General features: G+C 63.0%; 20 protein-coding genes. 7 read left to right on the top strand and 13 right to left on the bottom strand.

The genetic code is table 11. The features are described from left to right. Nucleotides 1–155: 155 nt before the first annotated feature. From ACVOLR_RS18385 to ACVOLR_RS18365, 5 genes are all read right to left on the bottom strand, one after another. Entirely contained in the window at nt 156–2,015 is a 1,860-nt protein-coding gene (locus ACVOLR_RS18385) for an ABC transporter ATP-binding protein (RefSeq protein WP_481537715.1), read from the bottom strand. A gap of 70 nt (nt 2,016–2,085) precedes the next feature. Beyond that, nucleotides 2,086–2,403, bottom strand: coding sequence for a BON domain-containing protein (locus tag ACVOLR_RS18380; RefSeq protein ID WP_481537714.1), 318 nt, complete (start codon nt 2,401–2,403; stop codon nt 2,086–2,088). A gap of 365 nt (nt 2,404–2,768) precedes the next feature. Beyond that, a complete protein-coding gene (locus ACVOLR_RS18375; protein ID WP_062166083.1) occupies nt 2,769–3,413 on the bottom strand; it encodes a trimeric intracellular cation channel family protein in 645 nt (214 codons plus the stop codon). A 78-nt stretch (nt 3,414–3,491) separates the two neighbouring features. Continuing rightward, entirely contained in the window at nt 3,492–3,941 is a 450-nt protein-coding gene (locus tag ACVOLR_RS18370) for a carboxymuconolactone decarboxylase family protein (RefSeq protein ID WP_481537713.1), read from the bottom strand. Between the two features lie 36 nt (nt 3,942–3,977). Continuing rightward, nucleotides 3,978–4,874 carry an RNA polymerase sigma-70 factor gene (locus tag ACVOLR_RS18365; protein ID WP_481537712.1) on the bottom strand — a complete coding sequence of 299 codons (897 nt, stop codon included), beginning with the start codon at nt 4,872–4,874 and terminating at the stop codon, nt 3,978–3,980. Nucleotides 4,875–5,105: 231 nt separating this feature from the next. On the opposite strand from ACVOLR_RS18365, the gene ACVOLR_RS18360 reads away from it, so the two are divergent. From ACVOLR_RS18360 to ACVOLR_RS18350, 3 genes are all read left to right on the top strand, one after another. Beyond that, nucleotides 5,106–6,623, top strand: a complete 1,518-nt coding sequence (locus tag ACVOLR_RS18360) for a fumarate hydratase (protein ID WP_481537711.1) — start codon at nt 5,106–5,108, stop codon at nt 6,621–6,623. 185 nt (nt 6,624–6,808) lie between these two features. Further along, the gene (locus tag ACVOLR_RS18355; protein WP_481537710.1) at nt 6,809–7,021 is read left to right on the top strand and encodes a hypothetical protein; all 213 of its coding nucleotides are present in this window, start codon (nt 6,809–6,811) and stop codon (nt 7,019–7,021) included. A gap of 441 nt (nt 7,022–7,462) precedes the next feature. Next, nucleotides 7,463–8,098, top strand: a complete 636-nt coding sequence (locus ACVOLR_RS18350) for a glutathione S-transferase family protein (RefSeq protein ID WP_481537709.1) — start codon at nt 7,463–7,465, stop codon at nt 8,096–8,098. An 85-nt stretch (nt 8,099–8,183) separates the two neighbouring features. Here the strand turns inward: ACVOLR_RS18350 and ACVOLR_RS18345 are convergent, their stop codons facing one another. Beyond that, a complete protein-coding gene (locus ACVOLR_RS18345; protein ID WP_481537708.1) occupies nt 8,184–9,293 on the bottom strand; it encodes a sterol desaturase family protein in 1,110 nt (369 codons plus the stop codon). Nucleotides 9,294–9,501: 208 nt separating this feature from the next. Between ACVOLR_RS18345 and ACVOLR_RS18340 the strand changes: the two genes are divergently transcribed. After that, nucleotides 9,502–10,014 carry a DsbA family protein gene (locus ACVOLR_RS18340; RefSeq protein ID WP_481537707.1) on the top strand — a complete coding sequence of 171 codons (513 nt, stop codon included), beginning with the start codon at nt 9,502–9,504 and terminating at the stop codon, nt 10,012–10,014. A 55-nt stretch (nt 10,015–10,069) separates the two neighbouring features. Here the strand turns inward: ACVOLR_RS18340 and arsC are convergent, their stop codons facing one another. The 3 genes from arsC to ACVOLR_RS18325 all read right to left on the bottom strand — a co-directional run bounded on the left by arsC (nt 10,070) and on the right by ACVOLR_RS18325 (nt 12,170). Further along, entirely contained in the window at nt 10,070–10,420 is a 351-nt protein-coding gene (gene arsC, locus ACVOLR_RS18335) for an arsenate reductase (glutaredoxin) (protein WP_481537706.1), read from the bottom strand. 3 nt (nt 10,421–10,423) lie between these two features. Further along, nucleotides 10,424–11,563: a phospholipase A gene (locus tag ACVOLR_RS18330; protein WP_481537705.1), complete on the bottom strand. Its 1,140-nt coding sequence runs from the start codon at nt 11,561–11,563 to the stop codon at nt 10,424–10,426. A 121-nt stretch (nt 11,564–11,684) separates the two neighbouring features. Beyond that, nucleotides 11,685–12,170, bottom strand: coding sequence for a DUF456 domain-containing protein (locus ACVOLR_RS18325; protein ID WP_481537704.1), 486 nt, complete (start codon nt 12,168–12,170; stop codon nt 11,685–11,687). Between the two features lie 233 nt (nt 12,171–12,403). Between ACVOLR_RS18325 and ACVOLR_RS18320 the strand changes: the two genes are divergently transcribed. Then, complete coding sequence (locus ACVOLR_RS18320; protein ID WP_282271583.1) at nt 12,404–12,613, top strand: cold-shock protein; 210 nt, start codon at nt 12,404–12,406, stop codon at nt 12,611–12,613. 72 nt (nt 12,614–12,685) lie between these two features. On the opposite strand, the gene ACVOLR_RS18315 is transcribed toward ACVOLR_RS18320, so the two are convergent. After that, nucleotides 12,686–13,183 carry a glycine zipper 2TM domain-containing protein gene (locus ACVOLR_RS18315; protein ID WP_481508457.1) on the bottom strand — a complete coding sequence of 166 codons (498 nt, stop codon included), beginning with the start codon at nt 13,181–13,183 and terminating at the stop codon, nt 12,686–12,688. A 111-nt stretch (nt 13,184–13,294) separates the two neighbouring features. Then, nucleotides 13,295–13,732 (bottom strand): cytochrome c, encoded by a 438-nt coding sequence (locus ACVOLR_RS18310; protein WP_481537703.1) that lies wholly within the window; start codon nt 13,730–13,732, stop codon nt 13,295–13,297. A gap of 129 nt (nt 13,733–13,861) precedes the next feature. Here ACVOLR_RS18310 and ACVOLR_RS18305 point away from each other — a divergent pair, with 129 nt between their 5' ends. Continuing rightward, nucleotides 13,862–14,653, top strand: coding sequence for a tRNA threonylcarbamoyladenosine dehydratase (locus tag ACVOLR_RS18305; protein ID WP_481537702.1), 792 nt, complete (start codon nt 13,862–13,864; stop codon nt 14,651–14,653). 128 nt (nt 14,654–14,781) lie between these two features. Here the strand turns inward: ACVOLR_RS18305 and ACVOLR_RS18300 are convergent, their stop codons facing one another. Next, complete coding sequence (locus ACVOLR_RS18300; protein ID WP_481537701.1) at nt 14,782–15,543, bottom strand: TatD family hydrolase; 762 nt, start codon at nt 15,541–15,543, stop codon at nt 14,782–14,784. Nucleotides 15,544–15,546: 3 nt separating this feature from the next. Continuing rightward, the gene (locus ACVOLR_RS18295) at nt 15,547–15,768 is read right to left on the bottom strand and encodes a DUF6116 family protein (protein ID WP_062166057.1); all 222 of its coding nucleotides are present in this window, start codon (nt 15,766–15,768) and stop codon (nt 15,547–15,549) included. Nucleotides 15,769–15,944: 176 nt separating this feature from the next. Between ACVOLR_RS18295 and ACVOLR_RS18290 the strand changes: the two genes are divergently transcribed. Then, nucleotides 15,945–16,778: a glycine zipper 2TM domain-containing protein gene (locus tag ACVOLR_RS18290; protein ID WP_481537700.1), complete on the top strand. Its 834-nt coding sequence runs from the start codon at nt 15,945–15,947 to the stop codon at nt 16,776–16,778. The last annotated feature ends 181 nt before the right edge of the window (nt 16,779–16,959 follow it).

The following is a 16,959-nucleotide window of genomic DNA, read 5'->3' as shown; positions in this document are numbered from 1 at the left end:
GCTCAGCAGGGGCTCTACCGGTAAAGCCCCTGCCGAGCATGGCTCGGCACTGCGCTTTAGCCCCTCTCCCGCTTGCGGGAGAGGGGTTGGGGTGAGGGCAGCTTTGGCCTTTGCCGGTAAAGCCTCTGCCGAGCATGGCTCGGCACTACAGTTGCTCACCTGTAGCCCGCTGCCTGCAGCTCGAACAGCTCCGCATAGCGGCCACCTTCAACCATTAATTCCTCATGGGTGCCGCTGGCCTCGATGCGGCCGTCGGCCAGCACCAGGATTCGGTCGGCCATGCGTACCGAAGAAAAGCGGTGCGAGATCAGCACGGCTGTGCGGTTGTCCGAGAGCTCCTTGAAGCGCTGGAACACCTCGAACTCGGCACGCGCGTCCAGTGCGGCAGTCGGTTCGTCGAGGATCATCACCTGCGCGTCGCGCATATAGGCGCGGGCGATTGCGATCTTCTGCCATTGGCCGCCAGACAGGTCTACGCCGGTCTTGAAGCGGCGGCCGATTAGCTGGTCGTAGCCAGCAGGCAGGGCGTCGATCACTTCATCGGCCAGTGCGCGTCGTGCTGCATTCTGGATGCGGTCCTTGTCGTACATCGACTCGACCAGGCCTACCCCGATGTTCTCGCCAGCGGACAGGTGATAACGCACGAAGTCCTGGAAGATCACGCCCATGTTGGCGCGCAGGTCGTCGAGGTCGTAATCACGCAGGTCGCGGCCATCGAGCAGGATGCGGCCTTCGTCCGGGTCGTATAGGCGTGCCAGCAGCTTGACCAGGGTGGTTTTGCCGGCGCCGTTCTCGCCAACCAAGGCAATCACTTCACCCGCCTGCAGGTGGAAGCTGAGGTTGCGAACGGCCCAGCGCTCAGCATCGGGGTAGCGGAAACCTACGTTGTCGAACACAAAGCCTTCGCGGATCGGCCGCGGTATGGCGATGGCATCCGGGCGCGAACGGATCTCTGGTTCGATGGCATAGAACGAGAACAGGTCATCCAGGTACAGCGCCTGCCCGGCGACCTGTGAGAAGCCGGTAAGCAGGCCCTCCAGCAATTGGCGCAGGCGCAGGAAGCTGCCGGACAGGAAGGTCAGGTCGCCGATGCTGAAGTCACCGCGGATGGTGCGCCAGGCGATATAGCCATAGGCAGCGTAATAGCCCAGCGTGCCAAGCGCGGCCAGTAGCGTGCCCCAGATCGCGCGCTTGCGTGCCAGCGCACGGTTGGCCTTGTAGAAGCGCTCGGCCAGCAGCTTGTAGCGGTCGATCAGGAAACGGTTGAGGTTGAATATCTTCACCTCCTTGGCCGTTTCCACGCTGGCGCCGACCTGGCGCAGGTAGTCGAGCTGGCGGCGCTCGGGGGTCCAGCTGAAGTTGAGCGAATAGCCCAGCGTATTGAAGTGCGACTCGCCGATGAAGGCCGGGATCAAGGCAATCGCCAGCAGCACGATCAGCCACGGTGCGTAGACGATCAAGCCTGCGGCGAAACTGATGACGGTGATGGTGTCCTGCACCTGGCCGAACAGCTGACTCATCAGGCTCATGCGGCCCATGGTCTGGCGACGGGCGCGGTCCAGTTTGTCCTGCAGGTCGGGGTCTTCGAAGTCTTCCAGGTCGAGCTCGGCCGCGTGTTCCATCAGGCGCACGCTGGTGGCGTTGGTGAACAGCTCGGAGAGCAGCGAATCGGCGTAGTTGATAAGCCGGCCGAGCAGATCCGAGCCAATGGCGATGGCCAGTTCCAGCAACAGCAGTTCAAGCAAAGTATTGAGGTGACCGCTGGAGAACGCTTCGCCCAGCGGCGGCATCGGACCGGCGCCAGCAAGGCGTACCGCTTCATCGATGATCAGCTTGCCCACGTACAGCATCGCCACTGGCATCAGTGCGCGGATCAGGCGCAGGCCGAGGCTGGTAATGGTCAGCCAGCGGCTGGTCTGCCACACCTGCCGCAGGAACGGCGGCAGGTTGCGCATGGCGTCCACGCGCTCGCGGAAGCTGGGTTTCTTGGCGGGAGCGGGCTCGGGGTGGGGCATGGGTGACTCAAGCGGCGAAATGCGGGTTCAGGTTACCCGCAAATGCGTTGGCCCCGGTGTATTGGCGTATTCAACCGTCCTTGCCCAGATCGATATCGCCCATCTGCGCATCATCGCGGCCGTCGGGGTTGTCGCGCACGGCTTCGCCGGGTACACCGAAGGAACGCTTGCCGCTGTCGACATGGAGGTGGTTGGTTACCTTGCGCACGCCTTCAATGGCAGCGACAACGGCCTCGACCTTGTGCTTGACCTCGGCGCTGGGAACATCGCCGGAGAGGGTCACCTGACCGTCCTTTACCTGGGCCAGTACCTGCGACGTCTGGGCTTGCTGGCCGAGGGTACGGACGACGTCATCGCCGATCAGGGTGTCGGAGCGTTCTGCGGACATGGTTGGGTCCTGTTGAAGCGGGACTCCCAAGATCGCCGATGCAGTGTGAGTTTGGCGTTACCGGGGGGCTTGGCTTCTCTCCCTCCCTTTGCCGAAGGCAAGGGGAGGGCCGGGGAGGGGTGTTTTGGTTTTGGTTTTGGCTTCGGCTTTGGCTTTGGCTCGTGCTCCTGCTTGTGCCGTCATTCCCGCGAAGGCGGGAATCGCTCTTGCTCTGCTTTTATCCCGGCAATGGGCGGGGACCGGTAGGAAAGTGCAACGGCAACGGCAAATTCAAATGCAGGAGCGATTCCCGCCTTCGCGGAAATGACGGCAAAAGAGCGGGAGGCAAAAGGCAAAAGGCAGGCGCCAACAGCCAATCCTCTACCTCAACTACGCGGCCCTTCCGGTGGCGGCGGTTCAGACGACTGCAACGCCACTGGCAGATGCCAACCAAAATGCATTGCCATCATCCGCAAACCAAAGCACAGCCCGGCGCCAACCAATGCACAAGGCAATGGCGGCAAACCCAGCCAGTAGCCCACAGCAACCACCGCAGCACCAGCCAACGCAGCAACCGCATACAACTCGGCCTGCAGCACCAGCGGTACTTGCGCCAACAACACATCACGGGCAATGCCGCCGCCAATGCCGGTCAACATGCCCAGCGCAGCCGCCATCGGCGGATCAATCCCATAGGCCAATGCCTTCTGCGTACCGGCCACGGCAAACAAGGCCAGCCCCATCGCATCGAACATGCGCACCGGATACTGCATGCGCTCGATCAGCGGTGCCCAGAAGAAGGTAACGATGCCAGCGGCCAGGGTGATGGCCGGATAACGCCAGTCGCTGATAGCTGCCACCGGAGTGGCGCCGATCAGCAGGTCGCGGGTGATGCCGCCGGCCAGTGCCGCCGCGAACGACAGCACCAGTACGCCGAAAATATCCAGCCGCCGACGCACCCCCATCGTCGCCCCGGACAGGGCGAAGACGAAGGTGCCAATAAGGTCGAGGATCAGTACGAGAGTTCCCATGCGCCGTATTGTGCGGTGTGGCGCGGGCTGCGGCCATCAGTCCGGTCTGGGAGTGCTGGCCTTCAACTGCTGGGTTGCTCAGGGCAGCGGCGGCAGCAGGCTCGCGCCCAGGCGGTTCCAGGCGTTGATCACCGCCACCGCCATGCTGAGATCGCTGATGCCCTTGTCATCGAAATGCGGCCTCAATGCGTCGAAAGCAGCCTGGGAGGGCGCGCCGTCCGGCAGCCGGGTCATGGCCTCGGCCCAGCCCAAGGCAGCGCGCTCGCGCTCATCGAAGAAGCGGCTCTCGTGCCACGCTGGCAGGGTGTCGAGCTTGCGTGGCTCGATGCCTGCCTTGCGCAGGGCGGTGGCGTGCATGTCCATGCAATAGCCGCAGCCGTTGATCTGCGATACGCGCAGGAACACCAGCTCCTGCAGTTCCTGTTCGATCGAGCTGTCATGGACGGCCTTGCTGGTGGCCAGCAGGCCCTTGAAGGCGTCGGCGGCCAGGCGGGCATAGGGCACGCGGGGGAAGGTAGTTGCGGACATCAGGTTTCTCCAGGCGGCCACCACGGCCGTCTTTCGTTACAAGGACGAGCCAGCGCTGTCGGTCGTGACAAGCAGCGGCAACTTTTCCGGATTGAGCATGCTGTACAGGGCGGAGATGCGCCCATCCACCACTTCGATGGTGGTGAAGGAAGCCAGCTTACCGTCGGCAAAGCGCAGGATCGCCGGCTCGCCGTTGACGTAGCCAAGCTGCGCGGGCAGGGCGGCGCCGCGGCGGGCAATCGCCCAGTACAGGCGACCGATGCGCTCGGCGCCCAGCAGCGGACGGATAGCCGCGGTGACGATGCCGCCGCCATCGGAGAGTTGCGTTGCATTGGCATGCAGCAGTGCCTGGATGGCCGGGCTGTCGCCGCGTTGCGCTGCTTCCATGAAGCGCTGCAGCAGCTGCCGATGCTGTGCCGGGGCTGGCTGGAAGCGTGGTGCACCCGCCTGTAGCCGCTGTTTGGCGCGGCGCACCAGCTGCCGGCAGTTGGCTTCGCTGTGGCCGAGCAGGCTGCCGATCTGGCGGTAGTCGTGGTCGAAAGCCTCCTTCAGCAGGAAGGCCGCGCGTTCGTCCGGGCTCAGCTGCTCCAGCAAAGTCAGGAAGGCGAAGGAGACCTCATTGGCGACGGCGTGGATCTGCGCCGGGTCCGCTTCGGTGTCCGCTGCCAGTTCGACCTGCAAAGGTTCCGGCAGCCATGGGCCCACGTAGCGCTGGCGCTCGCGCTTGGCTGCGCGCAGGCGGTCAAGGCTGAGTCGGGTGGTGGCGGTGACCAGCCAGGCTTCAGCGTCGCGGATGTCTGTGGTGTCGGCGCTAGCCCAGCGCAGCCAGGCGTCCTGCAGCACGTCCTCGGCGTCCGCACGACTGCCGAGCATGCGATAGGCCAAGGCCAGCAGGCGCGGGCGGTGGTTCTGGAAGATGGATTCGGGGTTCATACGGGCAGGACGACGCAGGGCGGGCTGGCGTGACAGCGCCACTTTGCCTGAACAAGGCAGGGCGTGGTTGCGGTTGTGGGAGCGGCGTCAGCCGCGAAGCTGAAGATCTGTCCGTTCCCCGGCTTCGCGGCTCACGCCGCTCCTACAAACAGCCACGGGCAGCACTACGCCGCGCCAAGGCGTAAAATGGTGGGCTGAACCCCCGCCAGCCTTCAGCAAGCGAGCAAGCCCGTGACATCGATCAAGCAGGAAGACCTCATCCAGTCCGTCGCCGACGCACTGCAGTACATCTCGTACTACCACCCGGTCGACTACATCAAGAACCTCTCCGCCGCCTATGAGCGCGAAGAGTCGCCGGCGGCCAAAGAGGCCATTGCGCAGATCCTGATCAACTCGCGCATGTGCGCCGAAGGCCACCGCCCGATCTGCCAGGACACCGGCATCGTCACCGTGTTCCTGGAAATCGGCATGAACGTGCGCTGGGACGACGCCACCATGGGCGTCGAAGACATGGCCAATGAGGGCATCCGTCGCGCCTACGCCTATCCGGACAACAAGCTGCGCGCTTCGGTGCTGGCTGATCCGGCCGGCAAGCGCACCAATACCAAGGACAACACCCCGGGTGTAGTCAACGTAAAGGTCGTGCCGGGCAATACGGTCGACGTGATCGTCGCAGCCAAGGGTGGTGGTTCGGAGGCCAAGAGCAAGTTCGCCATGCTCAATCCGTCCGATTCGATCGTCGATTGGGTGCTCAAGACTGTGCCGACCATGGGCGCTGGCTGGTGCCCGCCGGGCATGCTTGGCATCGGCATTGGCGGCACCGCCGAGAAGGCGATGCTGCTGGCCAAGGAGTCGCTGATGGAGCCGATCGACATCACCGATCTGCAGGCCCGTGGCGCCTCCAACCGTGCCGAAGAGCTGCGCCTGGAGTTGTACGAGAAGGTCAATGCGCTGGGTATCGGCGCACAGGGCCTGGGCGGCCTGACCACGGTGCTCGACATCAAGGTCAAGGATTTCCCGACCCATGCCGCCAACCTGCCCATCGCGATGATCCCGAACTGCGCCGCTACCCGCCACGCGCACTTCACCCTGGACGGCAGTGGCCCGGTGATGCTGGACCCGCCGTCGCTGGAAGACTGGCCGAAGCTGACCTACGACTCCTCCAAGGGCACCCGCGTCGACCTGGACAACATCACCCCGGAAGAAGTGGCTGCATGGAAGCCGGGCCAGACCCTGCTGCTCAATGGCAAGCTGCTGACCGGCCGCGACGCCGCGCACAAGCGCATGGTCGAGATGCTCAACAAGGGTGAGCAGCTGCCGGTGGACCTGAAGGGTCGCTTCATCTATTACGTCGGCCCGGTTGATCCGGTGCGTGACGAAGTGGTGGGCCCGGCTGGCCCGACCACCGCAACCCGCATGGACAAGTTCACTCGCCAGATCCTGGAGAAGACCGGCCTGCTGGGCATGGTCGGCAAGGCCGAGCGCGGCCCGGCTGCGATCGAGGCGATCCGTGACAACAAGTCGGCCTACCTGATGGCCGTTGGTGGCTCGGCCTACCTGGTTTCCAAGGCGATCAAGGCTTCCAAGGTGGTTGGCTTCGCTGACCTGGGTATGGAAGCCATCTACGAGTTCACCGTGCAGGATATGCCGGTGACCGTGGCGGTGGATTCCACCGGCGAGTCGGTGCACAAGACTGGTCCGCGCGAATGGCAGGCACGCATCGGCAAGATTCCGGTAGTGGTCGAGTAATTCACTGTAGTTATTGGTACTGCCACGACGGCTCGGGCTATGCTCGGGCCGTCGTCGTTTTCAGGGATTGTTCGATGCGCAGGTTCCAATGGATGGTTGTATCAGTGATGTTGTCGTTGCTTGCAGCTTGCGCGAGCGATGGCGGAGGTTGGGGTAACGCACCACGCAATGACCCAGCAGCGTGCGTGAACTATTGCCAGAATAGCTATCAGCGCTGCAACGCCACCCCGAGCAGCTACGGCGACTGCGGTGAAGCGAACCGCAGCAACCAATGCGACAAGATCACCAACCCGGAACTGCGCGGTTCCTGCCAGACCTCACAGGCGTTCTGCCAGAACCGGTCAGTCGCCGCGGTGTGCGGCGAACGATTGAACAGCTGCATGAACAGCTGCAACTGACCGAACCTGTAGTGTCGAGCCATGCTCGGCAGAGGCTTTCCCGGTGAGTCATCAATCGGTAGTGCCGAGCCATGCTCGGCAGAGGCTTTCCCGGTGAGTCATCAATCGGTAGTGCCGAGCCATGCTCGGCAGAGGCTTTCCCGATGAGTCACCAATCGGTAGTGCCGAGCCATGCTCGGCAGAGGCTTTCCCGATGAGTCATCAATCGGTAGTACCGAGCCATGCTCGGCAGAGGGAATTCCCGGTGACCTATCAAACCGCTCTTAGCTCCCACTCTGGTGCTGGCCTTTGCCGTAGGCAAGGGCTGGATTGGGGGCGCTGCTATGGGCCATGGTTTCTGCCGCGACGGTAGCTTCACCAGCTTCGCGGCTTACGCCGCTCCTACAAATGCTGCATCTGTACGCGGTTAGAATGCGCTTCCTCCTGCTGGGAATTCAGCGCATGTCAGTCGTTCTGTACGGATCGCAAAGTACTGCTTCGTTGGTGGTGCATTGGCTCTTGCTAGAGCTCGGTATCGAGCACGAACTGCGCCAGCTGGGCTTTGAACGCGGCGAGCAGAAGTCAGCGGAGTTCCTGGCGATCAATCCCGCCGGTCGTGTGCCCGCGCTGATCATCGATGGACAGGTGCTGACCGAGTCCGCCGCCATTGCCATGCAGCTGGCCGATCTGCATCCGCAGGAAGGCTTGGCACCTGCGCCTGGTACGGCGGCGCGCGGCGACTACTACCGTTGGATGTGCTTCTGCGTCTACACCTTGATGCCGGCCTACCGCGCCTGGTTCTATCCGCAGGAGCCGGCGGGAGAATCGAATGCGGAGGAGGTGAAAGTGCGTGCCAGAGTGCAGTTGGAGGCAGCCTGGCAGCAGATGGCTGATCACTTGGCTGCGCAGGGCCCTTACGTTCTGGGCGACCAGCTTAGCGTCGTCGATTTCGTGTTGACGATGTTGATGCGCTGGAGCCGCAACATGCCGCGTCCTACAGACAGCTGGCCGGTGCTTGCTGCGCATGCGGCGCGGATGAAGGCGCGGCCGGCGTTTGCAGAGGTTTATCGGCGCGAGGGGATTGATGATTGGTGGTGAGTGGGCGGTGGTATGCAGGATGAAGCGTAGACATTTGTGGCTTCGCGGCTGACGCCGCTCCCACAGGAGCAAAAGCTCGGATCGCTCAATCCACATGATCGTCGAACTTGCGACCGCCTTGGAACGGCATCAGGTGTTGCTTGATGATGCCGTTCGGAACAGTCTCCAGCTTCATGACGCCATATTCCTGCGGCCATTGGGCTTGATCGCGCGGTAGCTTGAAGGTGCCCATCAACATGTCTACCAGCGGCAGATGGATGGCGTAATTGACGTCCACATACTCCTGCTGCCGGGCGTGGTGCCAGTGGTGGTAGCGCGGCAGTACCAGCAGGTATTCCAGCCAACCGAAGCGGATGCCGAGATTGGCATGTGCCAGCACCGCCTGCAGGCCGACCAGGATCACGTAGGCATTCACCGCCGAAGTCGAGAAGCCGAGGATCAGCAGCGGCAGAAGTACTGCACTGCGGGTCAGTACGATCTCGACAAAATGCACCCGCGAGCCGGCCAGCCAGTCCATGTGCCGGCTGGAGTGGTGCACGGCGTGGAAGCGCCAGAGCCAGGGAATGTTGTGATAGGCGCGGTGCAGCAGGGCCTGGGCCATGTCGGCGACAAAGACCGCGATCAGGAACTGTGCCCACACCGGTAATGACTGGATCGCCGCCTTCAAGGAGGGGAAAGCTGCCAGCCCGGCGATGGTCGAAGTGGAGGCGGTGACCAGAATGAGGATGAACTGCACAAGCACATGGCTCATGAAGAAATACGCCACATCAGTGCGCCAGCCGGGACGTAACGGCGACAGCTCGCGTTTGCCGAGATAGCGCTCCAGCGGCACGAACACCAGTGCCGAGAAAAACAGCGACAGCACGAACCAATCCAGGCCCAGCGAGTAAGGGGTCTTGCCGATGGCATCGAACTGCACGTTGGTGCCGCCCAGCAGTACCGCCACGGTTGCCGTGCCCACGCCCAGGGTGGCGATACGCTTGTTGCGATCGCGCAAGATCGCAACCGTGCCCATGATGAAAGCCGCAGCCAAGCCAACCAGCAGTAGATGGCGGGCAAACTGCTCGTTGTAGACCGCTCGGAACTCGCGGCTGGTCAGCAGTTCGGGGAAATGGAAGCAGGCTACCGCCAGCAGGCTCAATACGCCGAGTAACGCGGAGCCGTAGGCAAAGAATGAGCGGCGGGTACGGGTCATTGCGGACTTCCTGTCTTTGATCGGACGATTCTGCCCGTGTCTGCTGAACGGGGGAAGTGGTAAGGGAGCCTGGGGCGGCCTGCTTCACGCTGGCTGTGCACGTATGCCGGTAGCTTGATCTGCATCAGGCACGGGCGCGCCATGTGCTTGTAACGTGGCCTTTCCGGGAATGATCTGGGGTGGATGGATGAGTGGATTGACGGTTCCGGTGAGCGCAGCTGATCACATCCAGGGCAATCTGGATGCTGCAGTCGTATTGGTTGAATACGCGGACTACCAGTGCCCGTATTGCGGCGAGGCGTTCTCTTTGGTCAAGCGCCTGCAGCAGCGCTTTGGCGGTGGGCTGTGCTTGGTGTTCCGTAACTTCCCGCTGGTGCAGGCGCACCCACAGGCGTTGCCTGCGGCTATCACCGCCGAGTACGCCGCCGCTCACGGTAAATTCTGGGAGGCGCATGACGCCTTGTTCCGCAGCCAGCAGCAGCTGGGCGAGGTGGTCTACCGCGAGTTGATGCGTGAGTTGGGCTTGCCCGAAGAAGGCTTGGCCGCAGCAATGGATGACAACAACAATCTGCTGCGCATCCAGCGTGATATCGAAAGTGGCATGCGCAGCGGCGTCACCGGCACGCCGGCTTTTTTCATCAATGGCGAATTGTTCCAGCCCAGGCAAAGCTTCGAAGAGCTCTACGACGCCATCGTCCAGGCCAGCGCCAAGCACAACTGAGCCTGACTGGCGCACGCCACTGCGGCGCCAGAGCTGGCGCTGCAGATAGCGTGGCTCAGCCGATCAGGCTGAGCACGGTCTCCGGCGGGCGGCACAAGGCGGTGCCCTTGGCAGTACGCACGATGGGGCGGTTGATCAGGGTCGGGTGCTGGCTCATGGCCTCGATCAGTGCGGCCTGGTCATCGAGTTTGGCGGCCAATCCCAGCTCGGCGTAGGCCGCTTCCTTGCTGCGCAGCAGGTCGCGGGCCGGTATGCCCATGGCGTCCAGCAGCGTGCGCAGCTGTGCGGGCGAAGGTGGGTGGTCGAGGTAGTTGATTACCTCGACGTCGACACCGGCCTCCTGCAACAGCGCCAGTGCGCCGCGTGAGTTGGAACAGCGGCTGTTGTGCCAGATGGTCGCTTTCATTGCTTAGAACCACTCCAGCAGCGACACGCCCAGGCCGATGTAGGTCGCCCGGTGGTTGTAGTCGATCATGCTCTCGCCGTAGCCATCAAACACCTGCACATGGCCACGCAGCAGCTTGTTGATCGGGAAGCCGTAATCCACCTGCAACGAACCATGCGCACGGTCGCCGCTGCGCAGTGAGTGGCGGCCGGTGATGGCCAGCTCGTGCCCGTTGCGGTTGTAGACCAGGGTGGCGTCGCCACGGCCCATGTAGTCCTCGATGTCCGGGTTGTTGTCGTCGCGGCGACCTTCCGGAATGCGGTACCAGGGGCGCAGCATGATGGCCCAGTTCTCACGGTCCAGGCCGACGTTCATCACCACCCGGTTCCAGCTGCGTGAAAGTGGGTCGCTGCGGCCATTGGATTGGTGATTGAGGCTGATGCCGGTCATGCGCCCGTTCCAGCCGAACAGCGAGTAGCCGTTGCGGAAGGTCAGCATCACTTCCGGTTCGTAGTTGGTCTCGCGGAACGGGCGCGACAGCTCACTGTTATAGGCCTGCCAGCGCGAGCTCTGGGTATAACCGACCCAGATGTCACCGTTGTCGCCAAACAGGTTCTCGGTGACCTTGGTCTTGAAGCTGAGCTGGAACTTCAGCTCGGTGCTTTCCAGTTCCTCGGCCTGGGTGACGGTGTTGTTTGGGTTGGGCGAATGCGGCATTTCGTTTGGCTTGCTGCTCCAGAAGGCGGGCAGCAGATACACCGGTTTGTAGGCGCGCAGCTGGAACAGGCCCAGCTTGGAGTCCTTGGCCAGCTCCCAACGGCTGTCCAGCAAGGAGCCGCGGCCGGCATTGGCGGCTGCCGAATCCAGATCGTCATGCGCGAACAGCTCATTGCGGCGCGGCAGCGGCTCGTCCAGCTCCTTGGCGGTGGCCTTGGCCTCCTTGCGCGCCTGCAGAGCGGCGGCTGCCGCGGCATCGGCGGCACGGGTATCGGTGGCGGTGCGGCCTAGTGCGCTGTCGTAGCAGGCCAAGCGGGTGGCATCGGTCTCAAGCGCGAAGCAGGCCTGCGGTGAAGCCGGCGTCGGCATCGATTCCTGTGCAAGAGCCGAAGCGCTGGCGCCGCTCAGGATGAGCAGCAGGGCATGGGGAAGGGCTTGTTGTCGCATGGGTTCCATCCGGTCGCGGTGGGGTGGCCGGGCCGGGGCAATCGGGGAATTGCACGCCGGCAGCATTGGTAAGTTGGGGATTGTCGGTGATTCCCGGGTCGAGGTGGCGTTACGACGGGCCTCAGAAGAACCAGGCAATGGCGAACACACCGACCATTGCGACTGCCAGGCCCAGCTTGAGTGCGACCCCGAGGACGATGCCCAGCCAGGTGCCGAGGCCGACCTTGGTGGCCTGGCCGAGCTGGCGGCCATGCAGGTATTCGCCGCCAAGCGCGCCCAGGAAGGGGCCAACAAACAGGCCGATAGGCATGAAGAACAGGCCGACCACCGTGCCAATCGCTGAGCCGATCAGGGCCAGTCTGCTGGCGCCCACCTTCTTGGCACCGGCGATGGTGCAGAGCACATCCACGATGATCGAGATGACGGTCAGTACGCCCAATACCACCAGTGGCAGCCAGCCCACCCGGTCGAATCCATCGCCCCAGGCCGCCAGCAGCAGGCCGACAAATACCAGTGGCACCCCGGGCAGTGCCGGCAGGATGATGCCGGCGATACCGACCAGAACCAGCAGGGCGCCGACCAGATAGAAGATGAATGAATAGTCCATGTGTACTCTGAGGGGGGTCGGATAGGGGTTGACTTTAATGCATGTGCCAGTGTTGCAATTTCGGTTGCCCCGAGTTAAGTTGCAGCCGCTGAGCTTGGCAAGGTCACCGTGAATCGTGGCCTGATGGGTAGATCGAAGGATTTGCTGCATCGTTGCACCTCGCTTCCTCCTTGCAACCAGCCGCCTCACCGGGCGTAACCATCAAACGAAAGAGCTACAGGGAGTTAGTCGAGATGTCTGATCGCGAAACCGGTACCGTCAAGTGGTTCAACGACGCCAAGGGCTTCGGCTTCATCAGCCGCGAAAATGGTGAGGACGTGTTCGTGCACTTCCGCGCCATCCAGACCGATGGCTTCAAAAGCCTGAAGGAAGGCCAGAAGGTCACCTTCACCGTTGTGCAGGGCCAGAAGGGCCTGCAGGCTGACGCCGTACAGCCGGCCTGATCCGGCGGCAGTGCAGCCAAAAGAAAGGCCCGCGCAAGCGGGCCTTTCTTCGTCAGCGCTAACGGCAGCGGCTCAGCGGATCACCACGCGGCCGTTGACCACGCGCACATAGGTGTTCTCGCGGATCCCGCCCAGGTCCTTCTGGTTGACCACGATCACGCGGCCATCGTCCATGCGGACCTGGATGTCATACGAATTGCCGGTGACGTTCTGCTGGATCTTGTTGCCGGCCATGGCACCACCAACGGCGCCAGCGACGGCGGCGATGTTCTGGTTGCCCTTGCTGCCACCGGTCTTGTCGGAAATCTCGTGGCCGGCGACTGCGCCGACGATACCGCCGAGGATGGCGCCGGTAGCGCTGGGCGCGGTGCGGCCGGAGGCGACGGTATCGATGCGGGTGACGATGCCGCAGTCGGTGCAACGGTTCTGGTTGTAGCCGTTGTTGTTGCCGTAGTTGCCACCATTGTTGTAGCCGCCGTTGTTGTAGCCACCACCGTAACCGGGGGAGGTGGCGCAACCGGCCAGCGCCAGACTGGCAATTGCGCCTACAGCGATCAGTTGGATCTTCATGGTGTTTCTCCTTGCCAGATTGAAAGTGGGTACAGCTGAGTGACCCGCGGCGAAGATCCTGCGGTTTTGCATGTGAATGGAGGGCCAATCACAGGTGAAAACGCAGTTTGCTTACTTGAAGTCCTGGTGGCACGACTTGCAGTCGCTGCCGATTTTTTGCACTGCAGCAGCCAGTGCAGCGCAATCTGACGGTGGTTTGGCCAGTGCATCGTTCAAGGTGGCGCGATAGCGGCTGGCGTGTTGCTGGAAGCGCTCGTCATCACGCAGGCCGGGGAAGGCGGTTTCCAGGTCATTGGCGAGTGCGCGCAGGGTTTGCAGGCGCGGTGTGCTGTCGGTGACGCTGCAGCGGTTCTGCTTCTGGCTCTCGCTCAGCAGCTGGGCCTGTTTGGCCATGACCGTCATCAGACTGTCCGGGAAGTGATCCTGGCGGGCCTGGATGGCGCGCATCCCCATCACGGTGGCAATCACCCCGATCAGCAGGCCGGCGAGCAGGACGAACAGGTAGCGCGAGGCTTTGGAAGGGGCACGGGCGGGTGCAGGGTCGGACATTGCGTTGGCTCCAGGCTATTGGCAAAGGGGTTCGACTGCCGGCCATTATGCAGCGGCGCGAGCGAAGCCCGTGTCATCGTGCCGACGTCCGGCTCGCCGCAGGTCCGGGGCAGACCGTAAAATGCGCGCATGAAAGAAGAATTGCGTGAGCGCTTTGCCGGTATCGACCGGCTGTACGGGGCCGGTACCATCACCCACCTGAGCGGCTGCAAGGTCGCGGTGGTTGGCATGGGCGGGGTTGGCTCGTGGATCGTGGAGGCGTTGGTGCGCTCGGCGGTCGGTCATTTGAGCCTGATCGATGCCGATGATATCTGCGTCTCCAACACCAATCGGCAGCTGCCGGCGATGGCCGGGCAGTACGGTCGCAACAAGGCGCTGGCGATGGCCGAGCGTTGTCGTGCGATCAATCCCGATGTCGATGTCGAGGCGGTGGAGTCATTCCTGACCCCCGCCAACATGGCCGAGCTGCTGGATCGCGGCTTTGATCTGGTGATCGACGCCTGCGACAGCTTCCGGGTGAAGGTGGAAACCATCGCCTGGTGCCGCCGCCGCAAGCTGCCGATGCTCACCATCGGTGCTGCAGGTGGCCGTACCGATTCGACCCTGGTGCGGGTGCGCGATGTGTCGCGGACCGAGCATGACGCGATGATGGCACTGATCCGCAAGAAGCTGCGCAGCGAGTTCAACTTCCCAAAGAGCGCAAAGCGCTACTTCGGCGTGCCGGCGGTGTATTCGCTGGAGAACGTGAAGTACCCGCAGGCCGATGGCAGCGTCTGTGGCATCCGCCCGAACCTGGGCCCGGATGAGGCACTGAAGCTGGATTGCGGCGGCGGCCTGGGCGCGGCGACGCATATCACTGGTGCGTTTGCGTTCGTGGCGGTAGGCAAGGCGCTGGAGATGCTGTTGAAGAGCCGCGCATAAAAGCAGGCGGACTTGTGGGGCTTGTGGGAGCGGTGTAAGCCGCGAAGCTGGCATTGTTGAAATCGCCAGCTTGTTTGCGATCTGATTGAGCAGTGGCTTCGCGGCTTACGCCGCTTCCACAATCAGACCTAGAACCCGAAAAGCCGCTTTGCATTGGCAGTGGTCTGCGCAGCAATATCGTTGGCCGGTTGCTGGCGCAGATCAGCGACGGTATCGAGAATCTGCCGCAGCCGCGCCGGCTCATTGCGCTGGCCGCGGATGCCCGCATCCGGCTGATCCGGAGCATCGGTTTCCAGCAGCAGAAACTCCAGCGGCATCTGTGTCACCAGGCCACGCAAACGGTTGGCGCGCGGGTAGGTAATCGGGCCGCCCAGGCCGATCATGAAGCCCAGGTCCCATAGTTGTCTGGCCTGCTCTGGACTGCCGGAAAAGCTATGCACCACGCCGCTGAGTTTGCCGACACGGCGGATGCGCTGGACCACTTCATCCAGGGCCCGGCGCGCATGCACGATCAGCGGCAGTTGAAAATCCCGCGCCAGTTCCAGCTGACCCTGGAAATACAGACGCTGTACGTCCGGGTCCAGATCGTCGACGAAAAAATCCAGCCCGCATTCGCCGATGGCGCAGGGTTTCTCGCGCTCCACCCAGTCCCGCAGCTGCTGCAGATGCTCCGGACGGTGCTCGGGCAGGAACATCGGGTGCAGGCCGTAAGCCGGATGCAGCCCAGCATCGGCTGCGCAGACCTCGCGCAGTTTGGGCCAGCTGGCCGCAGTCACCGCCGGCACGATCTGCATGCCCACGCCGGCAGCACCGGCGCGGGCAATCACCGCCTCGCGGTCGATGTCGAATTCAGCTGCATCCAGATGGCAGTGGCTGTCTACCAGCAGCACGGCTCAGCGCTTGCCCGGCAGTATCGGTGGCTCGGCCGGGTCCTTGCGTCGCTTCCAGTTGGCGAGCAGCAAGGTGCTCAGGCCAAACAGAATTTCATCGACAAACGGGATCGGGTCGGGCAGCAGCATGCTGATGACGAACAGCGCACCGGTCAGCTTGAACAGGGTGGGGTAACGCAGCTTGCGTGCCCATTCCAGAAACGGCGACAACATCATGCTCGACATGGCGTATCCAGATGAGAAGGGTTCAGACTGGCCTGTGAGATCAGGGCCAGCAGGCTGAATATTGCGACGACTAGAACGATTTCGATAGCGATCTGACAGAAATACTAGCCTCTGTTCAGCTTATCCATGCTGGAATCCCCCCAACACAAACGCGGCCAGCCGCACGGAGACAGATCATGAAGAGCACAACCACGACCGTTTTGGTTGCCGCCGGCGCGTTGCTGGTAGGTGGCATCGCCACCGCCGCCTTCATGCAGGGCCGCGACAAGGCCAGCACTGCGCCTCTGGTCGAGGGCGCACGCCCGGTGCTGGATACCACGCCGCTGGTGGACGACGCGGCGGTTACCGGTAAGGTGGAGACCCCGGCCGAACCGCAACTGCAATATGCAGACGTGCTCAAGGTTGCCCCGGTGACGCAGAAGGAACGCATCTACGGCACGGTCACCGGCAGCGACCCGATCCGCGAAAGCTCCACCACCAGCACCCCGCATGAAGTCTGCGAGGACGTTGTGGTGCAGGAGCGCTTGCCCGAGCGTGATGGCAACGTCGGCGGCACCGTCGCCGGTGCAGTCATCGGCGGCCTGCTGGGCAACCAGATCGGTGGCGGTAACGGCAAGAAGGCAGCAACTGCTGCAGGCGCCGTGGCCGGTGGCGTGATCGGCAACCAGGTCGACAAGCGTCATGTTGGTGGCCGTGTCGTCAACCGCACCGAGCGTCAGTGCCATACCGAACAGCGCACCGCCGAGTCCAGCCGCATCACCGGTTACAACGTCAGCTACCGCAAGCCCGATGGCAGCACCGGCACGATGCGCATGGACAGCCGTCCGGGTGAGCGCGTGTCGCTGGGCAATGCCAACCAGACCATCGGTTACGACGTGACCTACCGTTACGACGGCGCGGAGAAGACGGTGCGCATGCAGGACAAGCCGGCCAGCGATCGCCTGCCGGTGATCGACGGCCAGCTGGTCACCCAGACCGCAGCGATGGCGCCGGCGGCAAACCGCCAATAAACGGCGCTAGCCGTAAGCGTGCTTGCTTCAGTAATCGAGTCACCCAGAATCCGATGCCAGGCCCCTGGCATCGGATTTCTTTTTATGTTTGTGGGAGCGGCGGTTGGAACAGCAAGGTCCGCCGGCCCAAGCGCGGCGTGCGTGGTTTGCGCACCCAGGAAACGGGATGTGTGGGGTAGAC

The organism is Stenotrophomonas sp. STEN030 (assembly GCF_056759995.1).
The sequence above is the reverse complement of the archived record's forward strand: the minus strand, read 5'-3'. Positions and strand labels throughout refer to the sequence as shown.

Coding starts and splice junctions, on each gene's coding strand:
- ACVOLR_RS18375 (WP_062166083.1), bottom strand. CDS start 3,413: ATGGGAACTCTCGTACTGATCCTCGACCTTATTGGCACCTTCGTCTTC.
- ACVOLR_RS18370 (WP_481537713.1), bottom strand. CDS start 3,941: ATGTCCGCAACTACCTTCCCCCGCGTGCCCTATGCCCGCCTGGCCGCC.
- ACVOLR_RS18320 (WP_282271583.1), top strand. CDS start 12,404: ATGTCTGATCGCGAAACCGGTACCGTCAAGTGGTTCAACGACGCCAAG.
- ACVOLR_RS18305 (WP_481537702.1), top strand. CDS start 13,862: ATGAAAGAAGAATTGCGTGAGCGCTTTGCCGGTATCGACCGGCTGTAC.
- ACVOLR_RS18295 (WP_062166057.1), bottom strand. CDS start 15,768: ATGTCGAGCATGATGTTGTCGCCGTTTCTGGAATGGGCACGCAAGCTG.
- ACVOLR_RS18315 (WP_481508457.1), bottom strand. CDS start 13,183: ATGAAGATCCAACTGATCGCTGTAGGCGCAATTGCCAGTCTGGCGCTG.
- ACVOLR_RS18345 (WP_481537708.1), bottom strand. CDS start 9,293: ATGACCCGTACCCGCCGCTCATTCTTTGCCTACGGCTCCGCGTTACTC.
- ACVOLR_RS18385 (WP_481537715.1), bottom strand. CDS start 2,015: ATGCCCCACCCCGAGCCCGCTCCCGCCAAGAAACCCAGCTTCCGCGAG.
- ACVOLR_RS18350 (WP_481537709.1), top strand. CDS start 7,463: ATGTCAGTCGTTCTGTACGGATCGCAAAGTACTGCTTCGTTGGTGGTG.
- ACVOLR_RS18310 (WP_481537703.1), bottom strand. CDS start 13,732: ATGTCCGACCCTGCACCCGCCCGTGCCCCTTCCAAAGCCTCGCGCTAC.
- arsC (WP_481537706.1), bottom strand. CDS start 10,420: ATGAAAGCGACCATCTGGCACAACAGCCGCTGTTCCAACTCACGCGGC.
- ACVOLR_RS18325 (WP_481537704.1), bottom strand. CDS start 12,170: ATGGACTATTCATTCATCTTCTATCTGGTCGGCGCCCTGCTGGTTCTG.
- ACVOLR_RS18380 (WP_481537714.1), bottom strand. CDS start 2,403: ATGTCCGCAGAACGCTCCGACACCCTGATCGGCGATGACGTCGTCCGT.
- ACVOLR_RS18330 (WP_481537705.1), bottom strand. CDS start 11,563: ATGCGACAACAAGCCCTTCCCCATGCCCTGCTGCTCATCCTGAGCGGC.
- ACVOLR_RS18365 (WP_481537712.1), bottom strand. CDS start 4,874: ATGAACCCCGAATCCATCTTCCAGAACCACCGCCCGCGCCTGCTGGCC.
- ACVOLR_RS18290 (WP_481537700.1), top strand. CDS start 15,945: ATGAAGAGCACAACCACGACCGTTTTGGTTGCCGCCGGCGCGTTGCTG.